The following is a 22,200-nucleotide window of genomic DNA, read 5'->3' as shown; positions in this document are numbered from 1 at the left end:
CAAGGATGGGAGAACGATGACATTCACACCGATGACACCGATGGACACGCAGACGGCAGGAGACAAGCCCTTACCGGACACGCCGGCCATCACTCTGCATAACACCGTGTACCGGGATGGTTCTGCTGTGCCGCTGATTTTGGTTCACGCGTTCCCCGTTGACCATCATATGTGGGACACATGCGCGCCCCTGATCGCGGATATCGCGGACGGCATGGGCCTTGACCGGTTCGCCATATGGGCGCCCGACATGCCCGGAGCCGGTGAAGGGCCGATTCCCGGCGTCGCAGCAAGTGGACGACAAGCGCCGGACGGCGCCTACCTTGACGCGTTGGACCTCATGACGGACGCATACGCCGAGCTCGTCAACACCGCCGGATATGACCGCGCGGTCTGGGGTGGACTATCCATGGGCGGTTACGTGGTGCTGGACATGCAGCGCCGACACCCGGACATGGTCGCCGGACTCGCCCTATGCGACACGAAAGCGTCCGCCGATGATGCTGCCGCACGAGCGAATCGTCTGCGCATCGCCGACCAATGCACGCGCGACCACACCGTGAACCCGGTTATGCATTTCGCCCAGCCGAACGAGGGTGATTCCAGCATCAAACGCTCCGACGCGTTCATCAGTCAGATGACTGACTGGATCAACGCCCAGACGCCCGAAGGTGTCGCATGGCGGCAGCGCATGGCCGCAGGACGCCCGGATTTGAACGACCAGCTTGAGTCCATCACCGCTCCGACGGCAGTGATCAGTGGCGAATGCGACCTTTCCAGCCCGCCCAGCCAGATGCGACCGCTCGCCGAAGCAATGACCCATACGCACGCCGCATTCACCCAAATCCCCGATTGCGGCCATTTCAGCGCGGTCGAACACCCGCATGCCGTCGCCCAGGCATTGGCGGATCTGATGGCACGCGTACAAGACACCGAACGAACCGAGGATGATCAGCAGTGAGCGTGTTTTCCCCTCTCGCCTTGACCCAAACCCTGCCATTCCTGCCCTTGGCGCAAGGAGACATCGATTATCAGGTGGAACGCCGGGAAGATCCCGACCTGTTCGTATCCGTGCTCACTGCGCCGCAAACCACGGTCATGTTGGTCGACGGCGGCCGTATCGCCGTTCCCAAAGGCCAAGGCGCACTCACCGAATACGAGAACGTCGCCCTGCGCCTGGCCACCCTGCCCGGCGCCTACGTGCTGCCGGAACTGGCAACCCACCCACAGGTCGTACCGATGTTCCTCGGCTCCTACGGTGGTGCTCGTGACGAACAGGTCGTCGCCATTGATGTGACCAGACTGCCGGCCGCCACCGGAACCGCCAGTAGCGGCGTGCCGGATTCAGCATTCGAAGGCGCCGACGACGCGTTCGGCGCCACCAGCGGATCGGGAGCCTCCCGCCGCCCGCACGCCGCCGCATCATTGCTGCAACAAGCACGGGAACGGTTCGACTGGGTGGATTTGCGCGGATTCGCACCACACGCCTCATCACGCGAAGCGGGACAAGCCACCACTGCGGCGACACTCAGCGTCTGGCATATGCGCCAACGCCACTGCCCGACCTGCGGTGCGCCAGTCACCGCCGCCATGGGCGGATGGGCCCAACGTTGCACCAACGAGGACGACGGACACCGTCTGCTCTTCCCGCGCATCGAACCGGCCGTCATCGTTTCCGTCGTCGACGCACAAGACCGGCTCCTGCTGCAACACAACAACGCCTGGCAAACCACGACCATGTACTCGGTATCCGCAGGATTCGTCGAAGCTGGGGAAAACCTCGAACACGCGTGCCGCAGGGAAACCCGAGAAGAAACCGGCATCGAACTGGGCGAAGTCAGATACTTGGGGTCCCAGCCGTGGCCATTCCCCGCCTCCCTCATGGTCGCGTTCAAGGCACGCGCCTTAAGCACGGACATCCGCGTGGATGGCGAAGAAACCGGCGACGCACGATGGTTCACACGCGACGAATATACGCAGGCACTCGCCTCCGGTCGCGTCACGCCCCCGGTCAAAGCCGCCATCGCACGATACATGATTGAGGAATGGTACGGTCACGAACTGTGAGCCGGTGCCCGATTTCGGCGAATCCGACAGCAATGTGATATCGACCACGTACGGGGGTGGAAGTGCCACGATGGTCATATGATGCGGCTAAAATCAGGCGGGAGTAAAAAGAGGAAGGCAACAACGTGACGAACACTTCTGACGGTTTTGTGTCGCGATACGGCGCCGGAAGTCCAAGCATGGCGAATTTCGGCCGTATTCCAGCACAGCCTGACGCCCCGGGGGATGTCTGGAAGGGCATGGGCGGCATGGAACCCAACGACGATACGCTCTCCGGTATGGAGATTCCGCTGTACGCCGTCGCCGATGGCGGTGCAGCTGATACGGATGCGGAGATGGCTCAAGCGTTACGCCCGCCGCATAAGCGCGTATGGCTGATTGTGCTGCTGTCCATTCTCGGCGTAATCGTGGTCGCTGCGGTCGCGGGATTCTTCACCGCCCGCTGGTATTACCAAGACAAGGCGGCCCCCGGCATCACTTTCGCCGGCGTATCCGTCGCCGGACAGAACCGTGCACAACTCGCCGACACCGTCAAGCAGGCGGTCAACGCCACCAAAATCACTGTCACCGACCAGCAGGGCAACACCGTCACCGCGTCGCTGAAGGATTTGGGCGTCGCCGTGAACGAGCAGCAGACCGTGTCCGAACTGGTGTCTGCCAAGAACGCCAACCCGTTCATGCGCATCAACCCGTTCGCCAAGCAGAGCGTCAAACTTGCTGCCACTACGGATAAGCTCGCCTTGAGTGAATACCTGACCGGCAAACTGATTACCCCCGACCAGCAGGCCATCGCCTCCACCATTTCGTATGATGACGCGTCCTCAAAATTCGTGGTCAATGCCGGCCGCGGCGGGCAGACCCCGGTCATAGATACCGTGACGAAAGCCGTGGATCAGGCCATCGACCAGCCGGGAAGCGTCCGCACCACGAGCGTCAGCTACACGCAGACCGACATGCCGATCAGCGAAGCCGCGGCCGCGCAGGCCGCAGACCAAGCGAACGCCGGGCTCGCCCTGACCATCACCGTCAACAATGGTGACGTGACCACCTACAAAATCCCCGCGGCGACCATCGCCTCATGGACTACCACGACCGCCGACCCGGCAAAAGGCACTATTGCAGTGTCTTACAACAAGCAGGCCATCAGCGAGTATATGGCCAGCGAGCTTGGACAGCATCTCAACCAGACCAAAACCAATCAGGTCGATCTGGTGGATGCGTCCGGCAATGTCATCATGACAAAAACCAAAGGCGTGAACGGCGTGGCGATCAAAGACACCGCCACCGTCGCCGACCAGGTGTACAGCGCGTTGAGCGGCAACCGTTCCGCCACGTTGACCGTCGCCAGTGATGTGACGACATTCGACACAGAGCAGCAGAAAGTCACATGGAAGATCGTCGTCGACCGCTTCAAGCAGACGGCGACCGTATACAACAACGACCAAGTGGTTCAGACCTTTAACGTGTGCACCGGCAAAACCGGCAAGCATGAAACCACGCCCGGCAACTATTTCATCTATCTGAAGTACAAAGTCCAGGATATGCGTGGCAGCAACGACGACGGTTCCCAGTACCTGACACCCGGCGTGAAGTGGATCAGCTACTTCAACGGCGGTCAAGGATTCCACACCGCCAACTGGAACGCTTCCGGCATCGCGTCCGGCGATCCGACCGGACATGGTTCGCACGGCTGCGTGAACATGAACGAGGCCGACGCGAAGTGGATTTACGACAACTGCCCCGAAGGCACACTCGTGCAGGTAGTCGGTGCCCAACCGACCTCACCGGTGCGCTGAACCGGCCCACCAACCCGTCAACACGCCGGCCGGTGCCATCCGATGCGTCCTGACTTACAGGATTGCGGCGGATACACCGGTCGGCGTTCTGCTATCCGGACGGTACTGCTGGATATGCCGCAGTCGGCACGGCTGTTGGCTTCATGCGTTACGCTGGCATCATGAGCAACAACGAGCAAGAAGATGATCGCCCGAACCTCGAGGTTCCCGACCACCTGAACTATTCCGACGAACACGTGTGGGTCGACGAAAGTGTCGAACCCGCTGCCATCGGCATCACCGAATACGCCGCCAACCAGCTTGGCGACCTCGTGTTCGTCGACCTGCCGGAAGTGGGCACCCGCGTCGAAGCCGGCGATGAGATCGTCGAACTGGAATCCTCCAAAGCGGTGGAACCGTTGGTCTGTCCGGTTGCGGGCACCATCCGCTACGTCAACCGGGATGTCGCCGACGACCCGGGTGTCATCAACAATGATCCGTACGGCGAAGGCTGGATCGTCAAAATCGAGCTTGATGACGATGAGCCTGACCTGTTGTCCGCCGATGAGTATGCGGCGATCCTGCGGCGGCTGTAAGACATTGCCGTCAGCTTCTGCCGACGCCGAGGCACCCGTCAGCGTCGGCAGAAGCAGAAGGTGGACCGGTTCTGTCCGTCAAGCATCGGCAAACGGTCGACGATTGGACGATACTGGCCGTGCGTATCGGAAATGTCCATCGGGAATATCCCTGAGCCATCCCTGAATTCTTCCGGAACTCGCATGATGGCGTCATCCGTTCTTCATGACCTCACCGTATGATGGGGGCATGAGCAGCATTACACAATTCCCACACAATCGGAATGATGATGACATGCCGACCGTGCCGATTCCCGCCCGCCGCGTCGTCACCACCTTCGATGCTGCATCAAAACACGAGCAAATCGACAGCAAACCACTGCCGGTGAGAATCTTCCGCCGCGTGGTCACCGGCATATTCAGCCTATGGGCCAAAATCTCAACGACCATCGTGCGCAATCTGCATTGGCGTCAGCAAGTCGAACCATATGTCGGATACGGCACCAACGATTTTTCCCGACTCATCTGCCGAACGGTATACGAGCCGGTACACCGCGAGCCGGGCACGCTGATGCGCGGCTGGCGGGGCATGCTCGCCGTCCCGGCGCCTCACGTGAGGGTCAAACTTTCCATCGACAACGTACCGGTGGAAACCGTGCAAGTCGGCACCAGCGAAGTCTACGACCGTGTCGACCGCGTGCGCGAGCGCAGCAGCGAGTTCGCGGTCTCTGATTCCGCCGGGTATCTTGATCTGGTTGCTGACCGTACGCTCGAGCCGGGTATACATCATGTCTCCTATCAGGTTGCCGGGCGGCATGCGGTGAGCGCGAACCTGTTCACCATCGCTCCGGGGACGCGCGTTGGGGTGATTTCGGACGTGGACGACACCATCATGATCACGCAGGCGCCCACGTTGTGGAAGGCGGCGTACAATCTGCTGCTGCTCAACCCGCACAAGCGTGCATCCGTCCCTGGTATGGCGGTGTTGTTCAACCGGATCGCTGATATTTTCCCGGACGCCCCGTTCTTCTACCTGTCCACGTCGCCGTGGAATGTGGAGAGTTCAATCCGTCATTTCATCGAGAATTACGGGTTCCCGGCCGGTCCGCTGCTGTTGCGTGATTTGGATCCGCGGCCGAAAACCTTCATCCCCTCGGGTGTGCAGCATAAGTTGGAGTATGCCGAGCAGCTGATGGGTGATTTTCCTGACATGAAATTCATTCTGATCGGCGATGACGGGCAGAAGGATCCGACGACGTACGCGACCATTGCGAAACGGTATCCGGGGCGTGTGCTCGCCATCGGGATTCGGCAGCTCAGTCCGCGTGAATCCTCGCCGCTTGGTCCGGTGCATGGCATGACGCAATCCCAGCCGGCTCCGGTGACTGACGTGCCGGTGTTCACAGGGACGACTGGTGCCAATCTGATGAAAACGATGCTGCCGTATCTGCGGCACATCGCCTGATCGTCGCAGGCGTGTTCCGCGGTAGGGGCAAACTCGCCGGCGAACGCAAGCCGTGTCATGCTTTACGATGGTGCCTATGACCGACGAACAGTGTGAATCCGGAATGTCGCAGGGGAGTACTCGCGGGCTTGAGCCGCCGCATGCCAGGCTGGTGCCGCATCGGCGCGTGACGCATGGTGATGTGGTCGAGGACCCGTATGAGTGGATGCGTGACAAGGATTCGCCGGAATTGGCCGCGTACGTCAAAGCGCAGAATGAGTATTGCGAGCGTCGTATGGCGTCGTTGCACGGCTTGCGTGAGACGCTGTTCAAGGAGTTCACGTCGCATGTTGAGCAGACGGATATGTCGGTGCCGGTTCGGGTGAACGGGTACTGGTATTTTTCGCGTACCCGTGAGGGCAGCCAGTATGCGGTTTCCTGCAGGATTGCGGTGCGCGGGCAGGATGATTGGGATCCGCCGCAGGTCGACCCGCAGGCGGAACCCGGGTCGATGCCGGGCGAGCAAGTGTATTTTGATGCGAATCGGGAATCGCAAGGGCATGATTTCTTCCGTGTCGGGGGGATGGATATCAGCCGTGACGGCCGTTGGCTGCTGGTCGGCGTGGATACGGACGGCGATGAACGCTACGATTACCGGATTCGTGATGTGGAGACCGGCGAGGAGCTTCCCGAAGTGTTCGAAGGGATTTCGAACGCGTGTTTCACACCTGACGCGGCGTGGGTGTTTTACACCGTGCTTGACGACGCGTGGCGGCCGTGCGCGGTGTTCCGTCATCGGGTCGGCACGCCGGTCGTCGATGATGTCGAGGTGTTCCGTGAACGTGACGAACGGTTCTGGGCCGGGGTGGGCTTGAGTTTCGACGAACGGCATGTGGTGATCGGCACGGGTTCGAAAACCACGAGCGAGGTGCTCATGCTGCCGGTTGATGATCCGACCGGCGAGTTCGTCCCGTTCATCCCGCGTCGTGAGGGTGTCGAATATGACGTGAGTTTCGCCTGTTTCGAAGGCGCAGGCGAGCATGGCGAGGATATTCCGGTGGCTGTGGTGGATCACAACGCGCAGAACCCGAATTTCCAGATTGATGTCATCGATATGCGCACGCATAAGCCGCCGTACCGTTTGGGGGAGGGCACATGCGTGGCGGCGGGCTCCCCGTACGGGTGCGAGCAGGGTGACCGGGTGCTTGCCGGCGCGTCCGGCCGGCCGGTCGGCACGCCGTATCATGATCCGCGTAATCCGGATATTCTTCAAGGCGCTCGCGGATTGTCCATTGACGGGATCGCGTTGCACCGGCATTTTGTCGCGTTGTCGTATCGTGCGGACAGTTTGCCGCATGTGGCGGTGATGACCAAGGACGAGGCGGCGCAGGATTTCCTGCATGCTCGCCCGTGGCGGTTCCGTGAGCTGGTGCCTGACGCGCTCGGCTCGCCGGATACCGCGAGTGAGGGCGGTGAGGCACGGCTGTATTCGATTGGCGCGGGCGGCAATCCCTCGTATGACGCTCCTCGTATGCGATACTCGTTCACCGGGTATACGCGGCCTGGCGAGCTGCATGAGATCGACCCGCGTACTGGCGTGGACACCGTGTTGAAATGTGCCCGCGTGTTGGGGGATTTTGACGCGTCACGGTATGCGGAACGCCGTATCTGGGTTACGGCGCGTGACGGGGAACACGTGCCCGTGTCGCTGGTGTGGCGGCGTGACCGCCTGTCTGCGGCTCCTGGTGAGGCTGAACGCTTCGGCATTCGTGCGGACGGCTCATCCCCGATGTTCATTCTCGGCTATGGGGCCTATGAGGTCAGTTCCGACCCCGGGTTCTCGGTGGCGCGGCTCAGCCTGCTCGACCGGGGCGTACTGTACGCGGTCGTGCACACTCGCGGCGGCGGGGAGATGGGGCGCGCATGGTATGAGCAGGGGCGCCGGATGAACAAGAAGCACACGTTCGAGGATTTCGTCGACGCGACGCGCGCCTTGCAGCGCATGGGATTGGCTTCGCCGGCGCGCACGGTCGCCGAAGGCGGCTCGGCGGGGGGTTTGCTCATGGGGGCGATTGCGAATATGGCGCCCGAATGCTATGCGGGTATCGAGGCTGACGTGCCGTTTGTGGACGCGTTGACGTCGATTCTTGACCCGTCTTTGCCGTTGACGGTCACCGAATGGGATGAGTGGGGCGACCCGTTGCACGACCGCGGCGTGTACGCGTATATGAAATCGTATTCACCCTATGAGAACGCGCCTGTCCCCAAGGACGCCAGGGTGCGGGATTTCCCGAAGATTTTCGTGACCACGTCGATGAACGATACGCGTGTACTGTATGTCGAACCGCTCAAATGGGTGGCGCGGCTTCAGGCGGCCGGCGTGGACGCTGTCGAGAAAATCGAAACCGAGGCCGGGCATGGCGGCACTTCGGGTAGGTATCGGCAGTGGCGGGAAATCTCTTACGAGAACGCGTGGTGCCTGGCGACGATGGGTATCACCGAATAGTCGATGATTGTGCGGATGCGGATTCGCCGGCGGTTGCACCGCGGCGGGATCATCGTGGGTTTCACGGTGGACAATATGCCGGCGAAGCGCATCATTCGGCCGTAATACGGACACGTTTTCAGCATACGGACTCGTGTCCAGCACTTGAAACGTTCGCGTCCTTGACACAGGTGAACCGACTAGTGTCGCGAACATGAGCACAACCAAGACATATCGGATCGCCGTCATCCCGGGCGATGGCATCGGCAAGGAAGTCACCCCCGTCGCCCAAGCGGCGCTCGAAAAAGCTGCCGACGGCGTGGCGTCATTCACCTACGAAAACTTCGACCTCGGTGCCGAGCGCTACCTGCGTGACGGCGCCATCCTGCCGGACGAGGATCTCGAACGCATCAAGGGCACGGATGCTATCCTGCTTGGTGCGGTCGGCGATCCGCGCATCAAAGCCGGTATTCTCGAACGTGGTCTGTTGCTCAAACTGCGGTTCTCACTCGACCAGTACATCAACCTGCGTCCGTCCAAACTGTACCGTGGTGTCACCTCGCCGCTCGCCAACCCGGGCGACATCGATTTCGTTGTCGTGCGTGAAGGCACCGAAGGCCTGTACTGCGGCGCCGGCGGCGCGGTCCGTCGCGGCACGCCGAACGAAGTGGCCACCGAAGTGTCCATCAACACGGCCTTTGGTGTCGAACGCGTGGTCCGTTACGCCTTCCAGCTCGCCATGAAGCGCAAGAAGCACGTCACGCTCGTACACAAGAAGAACGTGCTCGTCAACGCGGGCGACATGTGGCAGCGGATCGTCGACAAGGTCGGCGAGGAATTCCCGCAGGTCACACACGACTACCTGCACATCGACGCGACCACGATCTTCCTCGTGTCGAACCCCTCGCGCTTCGACGTGATTCTCACCGACAACCTCTTCGGCGACATTCTCACCGATGAGGCGGGTGCCGTGGTCGGAGGCGTCGGATACTCCGCCTCCGGCAACATCAATGCTTCCAACGAATACCCCTCGATGTTCGAGCCGATCCACGGGTCGGCCCCGGATATCGCAGGCAAGGGGATCGCCAACCCGACGGCCGCCGTGCTGTCGAGCGCGATGCTCCTGCGCCACCTTGGATTCGACGAGGCCGCCGCAAAAATCGACCGCGCGGTCGAAGCGGATATCGCCGAACTCGGATCGACCAAGCGCACCACTGAAGAAGTGGGACGCGACATTTTGGCGCGCATTTGATACCTCTCACGCCACAAGCGTGTGAGCCGCCGCCCTGCAATCCTGTGCAACGGAAGAAGTCAATACAGCACGGGGATGCAGGGCGGTTTATTTCGTATCCTAATCACGCCCATCGCCCACGGTAGAGCAACACGGTCAAGAACAACGGAACGCTGGTGGCATGACCGCAACGGGTATGCGATACTAGGGGGCATGGAAGAAAACAATCAGCAACAGCCACCCGCCCCTGAGACGCCTGGCAGCAATGCACCGCAGCAGCAAGAGCAAACCCAGTACGCTCCGACACAGCAGTACGCGCAGTACTCGCAGCCCGCGCCATCAGAATACACCTACGGACAGGGCAGCACCCCATACCAGAACACCTACCAGTACGGCGCCCAACCGGTCGAACAGACACCTGCCCAGCCCGGCTACCAGCCGGCGGGCGAATACCAGTACCAGCAGACGTACGAACAGCCCTACCAGCAGCAGTACCAGCAGCAGTACCAGGGTGCGCAGGGCTATCCCTATCCGCCGACCACCAGCGCGGGATACGGCTACGTCGGCCAGAAATCCAAGGTCGCCGCAGGCCTACTGGGCATTTTCCTCGGATGCTTCGGTGCGCACAACTTCTATCTCGGCTACACCGGCAAAGCGGTCGCACAGCTGCTGATCACCATCCTCACCCTCGGTTTCGGATCCGTCATCACCGGCATCTGGTCCTTGATTGAAGCGATCCTCATTCTGAGCTCCTCCACCGGCAGCGACTGGCATCGCGACGCCCAAGGTTACGAACTGCGCGACTGAGCGACCAACCGAAAGACAACCATATGCGCGGCGAATACAAGACCCCGGGCGGAAAACTCGTCGGGGTCAGCGTCTCATGCGACCCGGCCGGCTTCGTCACCTCCTGCCACATCGACGGCGACTTCTTCATGGAAGGTGACGAAACCGGCCAGCGTGCCCTGCTCGCCGCGCTCGAAACCGCCCTATGCCACGGGGACGACCTTGGAACGGTATGCTCCGCCCATCCGCAGGTGCGCCTGATTGGCGTCGACGCAGACGCCTTCACCATCGCATTCCGCAGAGCGGTCGGCACTGATACAGACAGGCATGGCCTTGCCGTATCGCCCCCTCAGCCGCACACTCCTCCCCAACCGGGTCCCGCGGCGGACCGTCGTGTCCTCGACCAAATCGAGCGGAAAGCCGAACGCCGCCGTCGCGCCCGATGGCAGGCGCTCAACTCCCAGATCATCCACGACATCCCACGGATGCCCCAAGACCAAATGGATCTGGACATTCGCATGGCTGAACGCGTCGCCAGCGGAGAACTGCCAGCCACCCTGCGTTTCTGGGAGTGGGCGGCCCCGGCCGTCGTCATCGGACGTTTCCAATCACTCGAAGACGAAGTCAACCTCGAACAAGCCCGGCAAGAAGGTTTCACCGTCGTACGCCGATGCACCGGCGGCGGTGCGATGTTCATCGAACCAGGCAACACCATCACCTACTCCCTGTATGCGCCCCGGGATTTCGTCGCCGGCATGAGCATTGAGGAATCCTACCGCCAATGCGACCAATGGGTGATTGACGCACTGCACGACCTCGGCATTGACGCCACATTCACCGGCATCAACGACATCTCCTCAAACGCCGGGAAAATCGCCGGTGCCGCGCAACGCCGATTCCCCCCGATCGGTTCCGGACCGGGGGCGGTCCTCCACCACGTGACCATGGCCTACGACATCGACGCCACCGCCATGACCCGCATCCTGAACACGTCACGCGAAAAACTCTCCGACAAGGCGGTCAAATCGGCACGCCGTCGCGTCGACCCGCTGCGCTCGCAAACCGGCATGAGCCGAGACCGGCTGATCGGGCGGCTCATATTCGCCGCCTCGCATCCGCGCTCCGACAATCCGGGCATGCCTGACGAACCGTCATCCTGACGTTTCCCGGCGCGCGCGAAGACACAGAGGTTACAATAGGTGCCGTATGCGTCCGGAGGCAGCAAGGAGGAGCCCATGGTCATGCCCAAGCCCAATGCGATGCCGGAGCCTGACAACATCCTGCTGCGCACCGCACTATTCAAACAAGTCTCCCAACAGCAGGCCGCACGCCTGCTGCCATACCTGCAACGAGCACAATTCGGCAAGGGCGGCGTGATTTTCGCCGAAGGGGACACCGACCACCGCATGTACCTGCTTGAACGCGGTCGAGTCAAACTCACCCGGCGTTCCAGCGACGGGCGTATCCAACTGCTCAGTATTCACGCGCCGGGGGAGGTGCTCGGCGAAATCCCCGTGTTCGACCCCGAAGGCGGCCCACGCACCGCATCCGCAATCGCGATTTCCAACCCCACTCAAGTGGTGTGGCTTGAACACGACGCGTTGTTCGCATGGCTCGACCAGTATCCGCGCGTCGCCGTCGACATGCTCCAAGTGCTTGCCGGACGCATGCGCGCGAACAACGAACGTATCAGCGACCTCGTATTCATGGACGTGCCGGGACGGCTCGCCAAAACACTCATCAATCTGGCATCCCGCTTTGGTGTTCCGGTCGAAGCGGGCGTGAAAATCCCGCATGATCTGACCCAAGAGGAACTCGCCCAACTGGTCGGCTCATCGCGTGAAACCGTCAACAAGGCGTTGACCGAATTCGCCAACCGCGGGTGGATCGCACGGGAAGGACGCAGCATCATCATCTACCAGCCGGGCGCCCTGATCCGCCGGTCCAAACGCTGACGTCCGGACGAGCCGCCCGCGCAACGCCCCGAGCTTCCCCAAGCCGCGGCATCATCCACGCGTGGCCGCCGGCTTCAAACCGCTTTCGCACAACAGCAGGCTCGTTTTTGGCTTGTTTTCAGGGTTTTCCCCGTACATGGGTGATTGTGCGAATACCGTGGCGGTGTGCCTTCGACCCCTCGGCAAAGGTACAGGCGACACCATAGAATGGGGCACATGCCCAAAAAGAACTCCCTGACCGCGCGACGTGCGCTCGCCTTGCTGCTCGCCTATCTGACCCTCTGCATCTGTGGCGGCGTCGTGGTGAGCCTGATGGTGATGCCCGCCGTGTTCGGGGCGAACAACATGGCCAAGGCGCTCTCACCGTCCCTGACCGTCGAGGGTATTGATTTCGACGTGACCAGCCTGCCGCAGAAATCCACGCTGTACGCGTCCGACGGCAAAACGGTCATCGCCTCGTTCTACGCGCAAAACCGCGAAGTCGTGCCGATCAAGAACATTTCCGTCTACATGCAGCGCGCGGTGGTCGCGCGTGAAGACCGCCGCTTCTTCGAACATGCCGGCGTCGATGTGCAAGGCGTGATGCGCGCATTCGTGAAAACCTACGTCGCCAAAGGCGACACCCAAGGCGGTTCGTCCCTGACCCAGCAGTACGTCAAGAACGTGCTCATGGTCAAAGCCCGCGAAGATGACGATCCCATCGCCGAATACCATGCGTCCGAAGACACCGTGGCGCGTAAGCTACGCGAAATGCTCATCGCCGTGCAAATGGAAAAGAAATACTCGAAATACGAGATCCTGCAAGGCTATTTGAACATCGCCCAATTCGGCTCGGGCAGCCTATACGGCGTGGAAGCCGCGGCGAAACGCTACTTCAACACTAACGCCGCCGACCTCACCGTAGTCCAGGCGGCCACCATCGCGGCCATCACCAAAAACCCGGAAAAGTACGATCCCTCCATCGAAGCGAACCAGAAAACCGCCGAGGAACAACGCAACATCGTGCTCGACCTCATGCTGCAGGAAAAATTCATCAGCCAAGCGCAGCATGATGAAGCCAAAGCGACACCACTCAAGGACACGCTCAACATCCAGTCGGTGCAACAAGGCTGCCAGGTCGCCGGCGATGCCGCGTTCTTCTGCAGCTACGTGACCAACCAGATCCTCAACTCCAAAGAGTTTGGCAAAACTGCGCAAGCACGCCAGAAACTGCTGAACGAGGGCGGTCTGGAAATCTACACCACCATGGATGTCAACGCGAACAACGCAGCCATGAAAGCGGCGCGGGACACCATTCCGCCGAACGACCCCACCGGATTCGAAGTGACCATCGCCGCCATCAAACCCGGTACCGGCGAAGTGCTCGGCTTCGGCCTGAACAGAACGTATGACGCGACGGACGCGGCGAAAACCGACCCCACCCGCACGTCGATCAACTATGCGGTCGACCAGAAAGACGGCGGCGGCATCGGCTTCAACGTCGGTTCAACATGGAAACCGATCAACATGGTCGCCTGGATGATGCAAGGCCATTCCATCACCGAATCCCTACGCACCTACACACGGTACGCGAACAGTTCGTTCAACTGCGCGAAATTCGCAGGGAAAGGCACATGGTCGCTGCACAACTCCGAAGGCGGCACCACCAGCCCGGAAACCCCGTTGCAAGGCCTTATCAAATCGCATAACACCACGCAGGCGTCCATGGCCCAAGTGATCGGCCTGTGCTCCATCGCCGACGCCGCCAAAACCCTTGGCTACCATAACGCGATCCTCGGCCAGGAAGACGTCTATTCGGCCAACTCCTTCAACCCGCCAATGATCATCGGTTCGGTCCAAGCGTCCCCGCTGACCATGGCGAACGTGTACGCGACACTCGGGGCCAACGGCGTGGAATGCACGCCGATCGCCATCAAAAAGGTCATCAAGCAGAACGGCAAGAAGCTCAAAGTGCCGAGCGCCAACTGCCACCAGGCCATAGCCCCCGAGATTGCCCAGACCACCGCCTATGCGCTCAATCAGGGTGTGCTCAAAGGCGAGGCGAAAGCCGCCCAATTGGACAACAACCGCAAGACCTTCGCCAAAACCGGTACCAACGAGCAGACCTACATGCTGACCGCAGGCTTCGTGCCCAACACGGTCGCGGCGTTCGTGGCGGTAGGCAACGCGGAAACACAAGGCGACTTCTCCGGCAAAACCATCAACGGCGTCACCCACAGCACATGGTACGGCATGTATATCGCAAGCCCGGCGTGGAAAGAATTCATGAACACGTACCTGGCGGCGATCAACGCGCCCAACGATGACAGTTACGGAACCTTGGCAGGCCAATACGCCAAGTAAGGCGGCTGAAGCATCGGCGTGACGGCTTTATATACGGCGGGAGGCGGCATTGCGGCGACGCGTGCCGCCTCCCGCCGTATGACGGACGGGCGGACCGGGTGACCTGTCGGCGCATGTTCGTCCGCTGTTCACCGAAACGGACACTAGGATGCCGCAGGACACCTTACAATGCAAAGAGAAGCATATGACATGCCTGAAGGCGGCCGCGTGCAACGCATGCGCCGGCATACGCCCGTCTCCCCACGGAAAGGAACACGACATGGCGAACGACAATACAGGTACAGAACCTGAAGAGCGTGCAGACTGCAAACTGTTCGAGCCCTTCACGCTGCGCGGCCTGACGATGCGCAACCGCATTTGGCTGCCGCCCATGGACACGTATTCGGTGTACGCGCAAGACGGCAAGCCGACCCCATTCCATTACCAGCATTACGTGTCCCGCGCCATCGGCGGATTTGGCATGGTGATTGTCGAATCCACGGCGATTAGCCCCGAAGGTCGTATCTCCCCGTGTGACGTCGGCTTGTGGAACGACGACCAGATCCAGGCGTGGCGTTGGATCGTTGACGGGGTGAAAGCGACCGGCGCCCGCATCGGCGTGCAACTCAACCATGCCGGCAGGAAGGGCAACACGGGGAGTTTCTCACTGGGATACATCCATGAGAACGTGCCGCAAGACAAGGGCGGCTGGCAGACGGTCGCGCCAAGTCCGATCCCGTACGCGAAACTCGATACGCCGCGCGAACTGAGCGTTGATGAGATCCACGGGGTGGTCGCGCAATTCCGTGACGCTGCAGCGCGTGCGGTCGCCGCAGGATTCGACATGGTCGAAATCCATGCGGCCCACGGGTATCTGCTGTCCGAATTCCTTGACCCGCTGACCAATACGCGAGAGGACGAATACGGTGGTTCCCTGGACAATCGGATGCGCATCGTCGTCGAAACCGTGGACGCCGTCCGCCAGGTGATTCCCGACTACATGCCGCTTGTGGTGCGTGTTTCTGCGACCGATTGGGCCGCCGGCGGTTGGGATCTGGTCCAGACCGTGGAACTGTCCCGTGTACTCAAGGAGCATGGTGTGGATCTGATCGACGTGTCGACCGGCAGCATCATCCCGCATGTGAACGTGCCGGTCAAGCCGGGCTGGCAGGTGCCATTCGCTTCGGCGATCCGCAAGGAAGCGCAGATTCCGGTGAGCGCGGTCGGTTTGATCACCAAGCCGAAGCAGGCGGAGAAGATTGTGCGCAAAGGCAAGGCGGAAGTCGTGGAAATCGGCCGCGCCGCACTGCGCGACCCGTACTGGCCGTTGCGCGCCGCATACAAGCTCGGCGTACCCGCCAATCAGGCGCCGTACGCGGACCAGTATCGTCGCGGCGCCTTCTGCTGACGCGGCATACTCGATGAGGCTCGCCAGCAGTATGATCGCATCAACCTTGGCGACCATACTGTGGGCGGAGAGCCGCACCCGTCCGCCCTTGCGGAAAGCATCCGCCTATAATCGGAACCATGAGTGCGCTACCATATCCACCCCCACCGGAACTGGGCTGGTATGACGAAGATGCCACGGTGATGCCGCAGCAGACCGCCGAAACCCAGCCAGCCGCGAATGCCCAGCCCGTCGCGAGTGCGGGTACCACAACCGCCGCGAACCCGCCGACTACGGCGGAAATCGCGCAAACCACAGCACAACCCACAACGGCAAGCCAAGACGATGACGATATCGATTGGGAAGGCACCGTACTGTCCACGGCCTTCACCGCTTCGGCGCCGAAACAGGAGTATGAGCTGTACAACGAGCAGACCGGACAGCGCATCATCGTGGATACGGGCGTACTGTTGGGGCGCAAACCCTCGCAAGACCTGCCGCAAGGTGTCAAAGCGGTCAAACTGGACGACCCCACGCGCACGATTTCCCGCAACCATGCGGCCATCAGTTTCGACAAGGACGGCCTGCTGTGGATCGAGGACTACGATTCACTCAACGGCACGTACATCATCCGCGATAATACCGAAACGAAAGTGGAGCATGAGCGCATGAGACTCCAAGCCCCGTGCACCATCCGCATCGGCGACCAGTTCTTCACCTTCGAACAACGCTGACCGTCGGCACGACCCTCCAACACATTGCTTCCGCCCCGGGCCGGTGGCGCTGATACTGTGCCCAGAACCGGTTCGGGACGGGACTGTGAAACCGTACGTCAGATTATTGGCGTGAACGGATGGCGGCGTTGATCGCCGAATCATTCAACTGGCCAAGCCACTGGAGCAATTCCGGATAAATATTCGGATTGCGGGCGAGCGCAGGACGCAGTTCGGGCGCTTCACCGGCGATATGCGCCATGAGCATCTGATCGGTGGTTTGCATCGCGAGTTCCGCGGTGTAGCCGTTCGCAGGTGCGGCGGTGTCGGCGGTGGCAGAGGTTTCCTGTGCTGCGGCGACCGGCTGGCCTTCCGTATCATCCGCCGACTGGGATTGGGCGGCATACCCGGTTTCCTGCGCTGGGGCAGTGGCGGGCGTATTCGCGGCGTTGAATGCGGGATCGGCATTGTACGCTTCGGCAGCCTGATATTCGCTGGTAGAGCCTGACATCGCGGGCTGTTGCGTTGCAGACGGTTCGACGGCAGGCTGTTGCATCACCGGTTGCTGTGCGACCGGTTCGGCTGCCATCCGCTGCTGGACGCCGGACGGCGGAACCGGCCAGCCCATGGCGATAAGCTGCTGGCGGGCACGTTCGTCGCCGAACTGGGCGATCCATTGCTTCAACCCCGGGTATGCTCTCGGATTCGCAACGACATTCGCTCCGAACTCAGGATTCTCGTACGCGATTCGCGCGAGGAATGCCGGATCGGCGTTCGGATCCTGCACCGCCGCGACCGCGGCATCGAAGTCAACCATGGTGTGTTCTCCTTATTGTTGTATTGGCCACTATTGTACTGACGACACGTCTGCGCCGATCACCATCGCCATGATGACACCGCCCTGAGCGTGTGCAGGGTGCCTTCCAACGCGTCGTAGATGTCCTCGTTGTCGCCGAGTTTGCCGGCATGCCAGCCTGCGTTTGACGGGCATTCAGCACGCATATCCACCACCAGGACGGAAATATTGTCACTGCCGCCCGCCTGCAGCGCGGCTTCGACAAGCCTGTCCGCCGCCGATTGCGGGTTCGCGCATGACGCGACGATATCGGCAAACTTGTCGGAGCTGATTTGTGCGTGCAACCCGTCGGAACAGATGATGAACCGGCCGTTCGCGGGTGCGGCATACCAGTCGGGGCGGATGCCGTCAGGGGCGCCGATACATTGCGTGATGACATTGCGCGGGATGCGTCGGCTCGCCTCCTCAGGCAGCATTCTTCCCGTGTCGATGGCCTCCTGGCGTTCCGAATGGTCCCGGGTGATGCATACCAGCGAATCCGCCTGCCACACGCCGTCAGCGCCCGCATCCATATGGTAGGTGCGTGAATCGCCGATATTGACGATATAGCAACGTTCGTCAGGGCTCGAGCCATCCTGCCTGACACGCGTTGGCAAAATCACGCCGGTGACCGTCGTGCCGGCGACCCCGCCAAGCTCCTCACCCAAGGTGAGTGCATCATCCTGGGCTTGGTTCAGCACGGCGGCGATATCGTCGAGATTACGCCGGGGGCGTTCCGCCAGTTGCGCAAGCCGCCAGACGGCGTCCGCGCTCGCGCGTTTGCCACCTTTGCCGCCGCCCATGCCATCACACACGACATACACGCCGTTGCCGGCGTACAGGTTGTCCTGATTGGTTTTCCGGCGCAGACCGATATTCGTGTTCAGCCCGACATTGATGCTGAGCAGGCTCATGAGTCCCGTCCTTTCCTTCGGCTGCTTCGAGTGTTCCGGCCGCCCGGGGCGTGTACGACGTCCGCGAGCGAGAGCCTGGCGCGCCATCGGCGCAATACCGGCATGGATTTGAGCATGACGGCGCGCTCGTGCATTACGTCACGCCAGTAGCGTTCCACCTGTCCCGGTTCAACGGTCTGCCCGGAGAAGGTAACGTAATCGGCTTCCCGCCCCAAGGTTTCAAGCGTATCGGATTGAAGTCCCATCTGTTCGGCGATGGCATGCGCCTGCTCGCTTCTGGTGCCTCGAATATCCAAGCCGCTTTGCCGGGCAAGCGCAGTGACGGCCTGCCAGCCGGCGGCGACCCGTTGCGACACGCTGCCATGCTTGCGTGCACGTGTCAAGGCGATCGCTTTGACGGCCAACAGCAGCCCTATGGTGATAAGCAGGATCCACAGCGGACTGCCGTAGATGGCGATCGCTCGGATGATTCGCATCGCCCGCTGCCAGGATTCGTTGTTCGGGGTGTCATCGGCCATGCTGCCGCCGATGGATGATTTGCTGGTGGCTTGGTTGTCATCGCGCAGCGGGTCGGTAAGGGGGACGGGAGGTTGACGCACTAGGGTTTTCGGATTCGGGGGTGTCAGATTCTGGTTTTCGTCGGGTACTTTCGTCTCTTTGGGTGTCGGATAGAACGCCACCCACCCGTAGCCGTCCAATTTGATTTCCACCCATGCGGTCACATCGTTGCCGGTGAATTTCGTGACGGTTGTGCCACCGTGCTTTTCAGTACGGTTCTCGCTGATATCACCCTCATCGTTTTTCGGCACGAACCCCAAAACGACACGACTTGGCAGCCCGAGGCTGCGGGCCATGAGCGCCATCGCGGAAGCATACTGTTCACTGTCGCCGACCATTGCGGAACCGGCGAGCAGCTGATCGATACGATAGTTGCCGTGGCCGGCGTTCGACGGGTAATCGCCGCTTAATCCGTGTGAGAACCAGCCGGTTTCCTTGAGCTTGTCTGCGAGGGCTTGCGCCGCTTCACCGCCGGTGGCTTGCCCGCCGGCGATGGCGGTGGCAAGCTTGTCCACGCTGTCAGGCACGTCTTCTGCTTTGGGCTGGCTGATGCGGGCGGCGGAGGCTTTGGCGATCTCCTTATCGGTAGGAATCGCTGGAATCACGCCGGTTTCCGTATACGACATGCCGTCACGGGTGCGGGCGGGGTAGATGGAGGACATGGTGTCGGTGTTGTAGTAGAACGAATCGGCATCCGACGCTGTGGCGAACGTTACGCTGGACGCCGCGCCAGCCAAGGGCAGCCAGTAGTCGCTCAACCCTTTATCAATGGTGAACGTGGCGGTGAACCGCTTGCCTTTGGCATTATTGCGGATACTGGTGCCGACACGGCGATAACTGGAGGAATCTGACGCCATCGCGGTATCGGACAGATTCCACACATTGCCGTCGAACCGATCCATCACGGCAAGCCGGACCGTCGACCCGGCCGGCAGGTCGGTGACCGTCAACAGTATGTCATCCTTATGGTTCTTGATATACGAGCGCATACCGCTCAACGGGCTCGCATACTCGTACGGGCTCAGCGGCGGCTCGTAATGGTCACGTAAGATGGTGCGATGCTGTCCGACGGCCAGACAGCCGCCAACCGCCAGCGAAGCCGCCAACAACACAATGACCGTCGTGCTCAGCCAGCGGCCCAATTCCAGCAGATTCCAACGGGCACTGATCCACACCACCAGGATGATCGCGGTCACGGCGCCCGCGGCGATACGCTGGAAACCGTTTGAGGAGCCAAGCAACGCGCATAACGCAAGATTCGCGGCCACGGGGATGATGGCGAGCATAGTCAGCCGCCCGTCCCCGGCCATGGCGCAGATACCGGTCAGCAATGCCGCCCACAGACAGATCGTCCACACCGCCAGCAGCGACCCGTCACCCGTACCGGTCGGCGGAGCGACCGCCAGCAGATATTTGAACGAGCCGAGCGTATGCACCCACCCCTGGTTGAGGGTGCGTGCGGTAGGAATGACATGTGCGATCGTGGTGTCGTTCAGGACAAGCACCGGTCCGACAACCAGCTGGGCGAGCGCCATGAACACAATCTGCCACCACAAGCGCAGTGCGGGGACAAGCCCGGCGAGCGCGACCAGTGAACCGATCAGGGTCGCCGGGATCGCCGCTGTAGCCCACGCGGCCGCCGATCCGTACACGTCGATGAGATTGCCGGCACCGACCAGCGTCAACACGGCGGCGACCAGCAGGCTGACGATGTGCGTGGTCTGAGGCCGGTTGCGGTGCGGCAGGGGCGGCCGGCCGGCGTCGCGCACTATCCAGATTGCCGAATGCGTCGCATCATCCGCCCACGTGCCGGTCGCCGTGGCGTTCAATCCTGTAGTGCCGGTGGTGGTGCCGGTGAAATCGGTGGTGTTGGTGGTATGCATGTCAGTACTCATGCCAACACCCCCATGATGATCGGCAAATCGGCAAGGTCTCCCACAGTCGCCAGCGTGAAACCGGCGTACCGTTTGATGCCGCGCGGCTGGCCGGGCGCGGTTTGCAACACCACGCAGGTCGCGCTATGCGGCAAAGCCAACGTCATACGTTTGATGACATCGAGAGGTTTCATGCTGCCGACAGTGAAGAAATAGAACGTCGCGTCCGGCGCACGGACGAGCGTATCCTGCGCAAGATTGGGATTGTCGTCGATATCGGGGACGATGGCGCTGCATTCGTCAAGAAACTCGGTGGCATGCCGCGGCGACGTGTGCCGGGTGCCGGCGTGTGCGGTGACCGGTCGGCCCTGTTGCAGGCATTGCACGCCGATGGAAGCATGAATGGACACCGCCTGCTCGAACTCCTGGGCGTCGCGATAGTCATTGGGGGTGATACTGATCGTCAATGCGGTGTCGGTACGCCGGGTGGCCTCATACTGGCGGATCATCAGCGCGCCCGTTTTCGCGGAACTCAGCCAGTGCACGTTACGCACGTCATCCCCGGGCTCATACTCACGCAGCCCGTAGAAATCAAGATCGTCATCAACGATCTCACCGCTCGGCTGGCCCTCCAAATCGCGCGGGATACCGGCATTCAACGTGTTGAGCATCACGGTGCGAGGGTGGATGAACACGTCGATATGCTCGGCGAGCCGCCGTTCACGACGAATCAAGCCGAACGGATCGCCCTTGCGGATGGACAACGGGCCGACTGGCAATACTCCGCGGCTGATAGCCGTGAACTGCACGCTCGTGTGTTTCGACTGGCCGGCGGCAAGGATAGGAATGGTGAACCGCTCATGATGCTCGCCGATCGGCAAATCGCCACGCGCCGAAGCGGTCGGCGTGCGGCCGGGATTATCCACGGTTACGTTGACATCCACTGTGTCAGACACCGTGACCCGCCGGTCGGACACGTCGATGGCGGCGTTGAACGCGGTATTGCCCAGCGACATCGCAATCGCACATACCGTCATGGTCGCCAACACGACCGCCATGGCAAGCAGCTCATGCCAGCCCAGCCGTGCGAACGCCACAGTGCAAACGATGGCAAGAACGATAACCGCCCAGCCAAGCGGGGACACGGTTGACGTGGCCAGCCGCTCGGCCCGGCGTCCGATCCGACGCATCGAACGTTGGAACGTTCTGTTGCGCCGCGTTGTCTGTGATTGCCGCATTCCTCGACCTTTCAAACTGTGAGGGCGTGTGCCCCATGTGT

General features: G+C 61.3%; 17 protein-coding genes. 13 read left to right on the top strand and 4 right to left on the bottom strand.

Annotation, left to right across the window (positions count from 1 at the left end; all coding sequences use genetic code 11):
- Positions 1-40: 40 nt before the first annotated feature.
- The 13 genes from BBOU_RS03825 (at position 41) to BBOU_RS03765 (ending at position 16,761) form a co-directional block, all read left to right on the top strand.
- Positions 41-961 carry an alpha/beta fold hydrolase gene (locus BBOU_RS03825; protein ID WP_051616721.1) on the top strand — a complete coding sequence of 307 codons (921 nt, stop codon included), beginning with the start codon at positions 41-43 and terminating at the stop codon, positions 959-961.
- Positions 958-2,067: an NAD(+) diphosphatase gene (gene nudC, locus BBOU_RS03820; RefSeq protein ID WP_033489868.1), complete on the top strand. Its 1,110-nt coding sequence runs from the start codon at positions 958-960 to the stop codon at positions 2,065-2,067. The genes BBOU_RS03825 and nudC overlap by 4 nt, the downstream gene beginning before the upstream one ends.
- A 125-nt stretch (positions 2,068-2,192) precedes the next feature.
- Positions 2,193-3,863, top strand: a complete 1,671-nt coding sequence (locus BBOU_RS03815; RefSeq protein ID WP_238552010.1) for a L,D-transpeptidase — start codon at positions 2,193-2,195, stop codon at positions 3,861-3,863.
- 161 nt (positions 3,864-4,024) lie between these two features.
- The gene (gcvH, locus tag BBOU_RS03810) at positions 4,025-4,438 is read left to right on the top strand and encodes a glycine cleavage system protein GcvH (RefSeq protein ID WP_026502840.1); all 414 of its coding nucleotides are present in this window, start codon (positions 4,025-4,027) and stop codon (positions 4,436-4,438) included.
- Between the two features lie 229 nt (positions 4,439-4,667).
- Positions 4,668-5,882, top strand: a complete 1,215-nt coding sequence (locus tag BBOU_RS03805) for an App1 family protein phosphatidate phosphatase (RefSeq protein WP_051616719.1) — start codon at positions 4,668-4,670, stop codon at positions 5,880-5,882.
- 76 nt (positions 5,883-5,958) lie between these two features.
- Positions 5,959-8,367, top strand: a complete 2,409-nt coding sequence (locus BBOU_RS03800) for a S9 family peptidase (protein WP_026502838.1) — start codon at positions 5,959-5,961, stop codon at positions 8,365-8,367.
- A 193-nt stretch (positions 8,368-8,560) separates the two neighbouring features.
- Positions 8,561-9,598: a 3-isopropylmalate dehydrogenase gene (locus BBOU_RS03795; protein WP_015449955.1), complete on the top strand. Its 1,038-nt coding sequence runs from the start codon at positions 8,561-8,563 to the stop codon at positions 9,596-9,598.
- Positions 9,599-9,790: 192 nt separating this feature from the next.
- Positions 9,791-10,384, top strand: coding sequence for a TM2 domain-containing protein (locus BBOU_RS03790; protein WP_026502837.1), 594 nt, complete (start codon positions 9,791-9,793; stop codon positions 10,382-10,384).
- 23 nt (positions 10,385-10,407) lie between these two features.
- The gene (locus tag BBOU_RS03785; RefSeq protein ID WP_051616698.1) at positions 10,408-11,523 is read left to right on the top strand and encodes a lipoate--protein ligase family protein; all 1,116 of its coding nucleotides are present in this window, start codon (positions 10,408-10,410) and stop codon (positions 11,521-11,523) included.
- Between the two features lie 75 nt (positions 11,524-11,598).
- Positions 11,599-12,318, top strand: coding sequence for a Crp/Fnr family transcriptional regulator (locus tag BBOU_RS03780; protein ID WP_026502836.1), 720 nt, complete (start codon positions 11,599-11,601; stop codon positions 12,316-12,318).
- Between the two features lie 216 nt (positions 12,319-12,534).
- Positions 12,535-14,661, top strand: a complete 2,127-nt coding sequence (locus tag BBOU_RS03775; RefSeq protein ID WP_026502835.1) for a transglycosylase domain-containing protein — start codon at positions 12,535-12,537, stop codon at positions 14,659-14,661.
- 259 nt (positions 14,662-14,920) lie between these two features.
- Positions 14,921-16,048 carry an NADH:flavin oxidoreductase/NADH oxidase gene (locus BBOU_RS03770; RefSeq protein ID WP_026502834.1) on the top strand — a complete coding sequence of 376 codons (1,128 nt, stop codon included), beginning with the start codon at positions 14,921-14,923 and terminating at the stop codon, positions 16,046-16,048.
- A 119-nt stretch (positions 16,049-16,167) separates the two neighbouring features.
- Positions 16,168-16,761 (top strand): FHA domain-containing protein, encoded by a 594-nt coding sequence (locus BBOU_RS03765; protein ID WP_026502833.1) that lies wholly within the window; start codon positions 16,168-16,170, stop codon positions 16,759-16,761.
- Positions 16,762-16,864: 103 nt separating this feature from the next.
- Here BBOU_RS03765 and BBOU_RS03760 read toward each other — a convergent pair whose 3' ends face one another.
- Genes BBOU_RS03760 through BBOU_RS03745 form a run of 4 tightly spaced genes read right to left on the bottom strand, consistent with a single transcriptional unit; the run spans position 16,865 to position 22,159 of the window.
- Positions 16,865-17,557 carry a variant leucine-rich repeat-containing protein gene (locus BBOU_RS03760; RefSeq protein WP_026502832.1) on the bottom strand — a complete coding sequence of 231 codons (693 nt, stop codon included), beginning with the start codon at positions 17,555-17,557 and terminating at the stop codon, positions 16,865-16,867.
- A gap of 59 nt (positions 17,558-17,616) precedes the next feature.
- Positions 17,617-18,489, bottom strand: a complete 873-nt coding sequence (locus tag BBOU_RS03755) for a PP2C family protein-serine/threonine phosphatase (protein ID WP_026502831.1) — start codon at positions 18,487-18,489, stop codon at positions 17,617-17,619.
- Positions 18,486-20,942, bottom strand: a complete 2,457-nt coding sequence (locus tag BBOU_RS03750) for a transglutaminase TgpA family protein (RefSeq protein WP_026502830.1) — start codon at positions 20,940-20,942, stop codon at positions 18,486-18,488. The genes BBOU_RS03755 and BBOU_RS03750 overlap by 4 nt, the downstream gene beginning before the upstream one ends.
- Positions 20,939-22,159, bottom strand: coding sequence for a DUF58 domain-containing protein (locus tag BBOU_RS03745; protein WP_026502829.1), 1,221 nt, complete (start codon positions 22,157-22,159; stop codon positions 20,939-20,941). The genes BBOU_RS03750 and BBOU_RS03745 overlap by 4 nt, the downstream gene beginning before the upstream one ends.
- Between the last annotated feature and the right edge of the window lie 41 nt (positions 22,160-22,200).

This window comes from Bifidobacterium boum (assembly GCF_000741535.1).
GTDB lineage: Bacteria > Actinomycetota > Actinomycetes > Actinomycetales > Bifidobacteriaceae > Bifidobacterium > Bifidobacterium boum.
The sequence above is the reverse complement of the archived record's forward strand: the minus strand, read 5'-3'. Positions and strand labels throughout refer to the sequence as shown.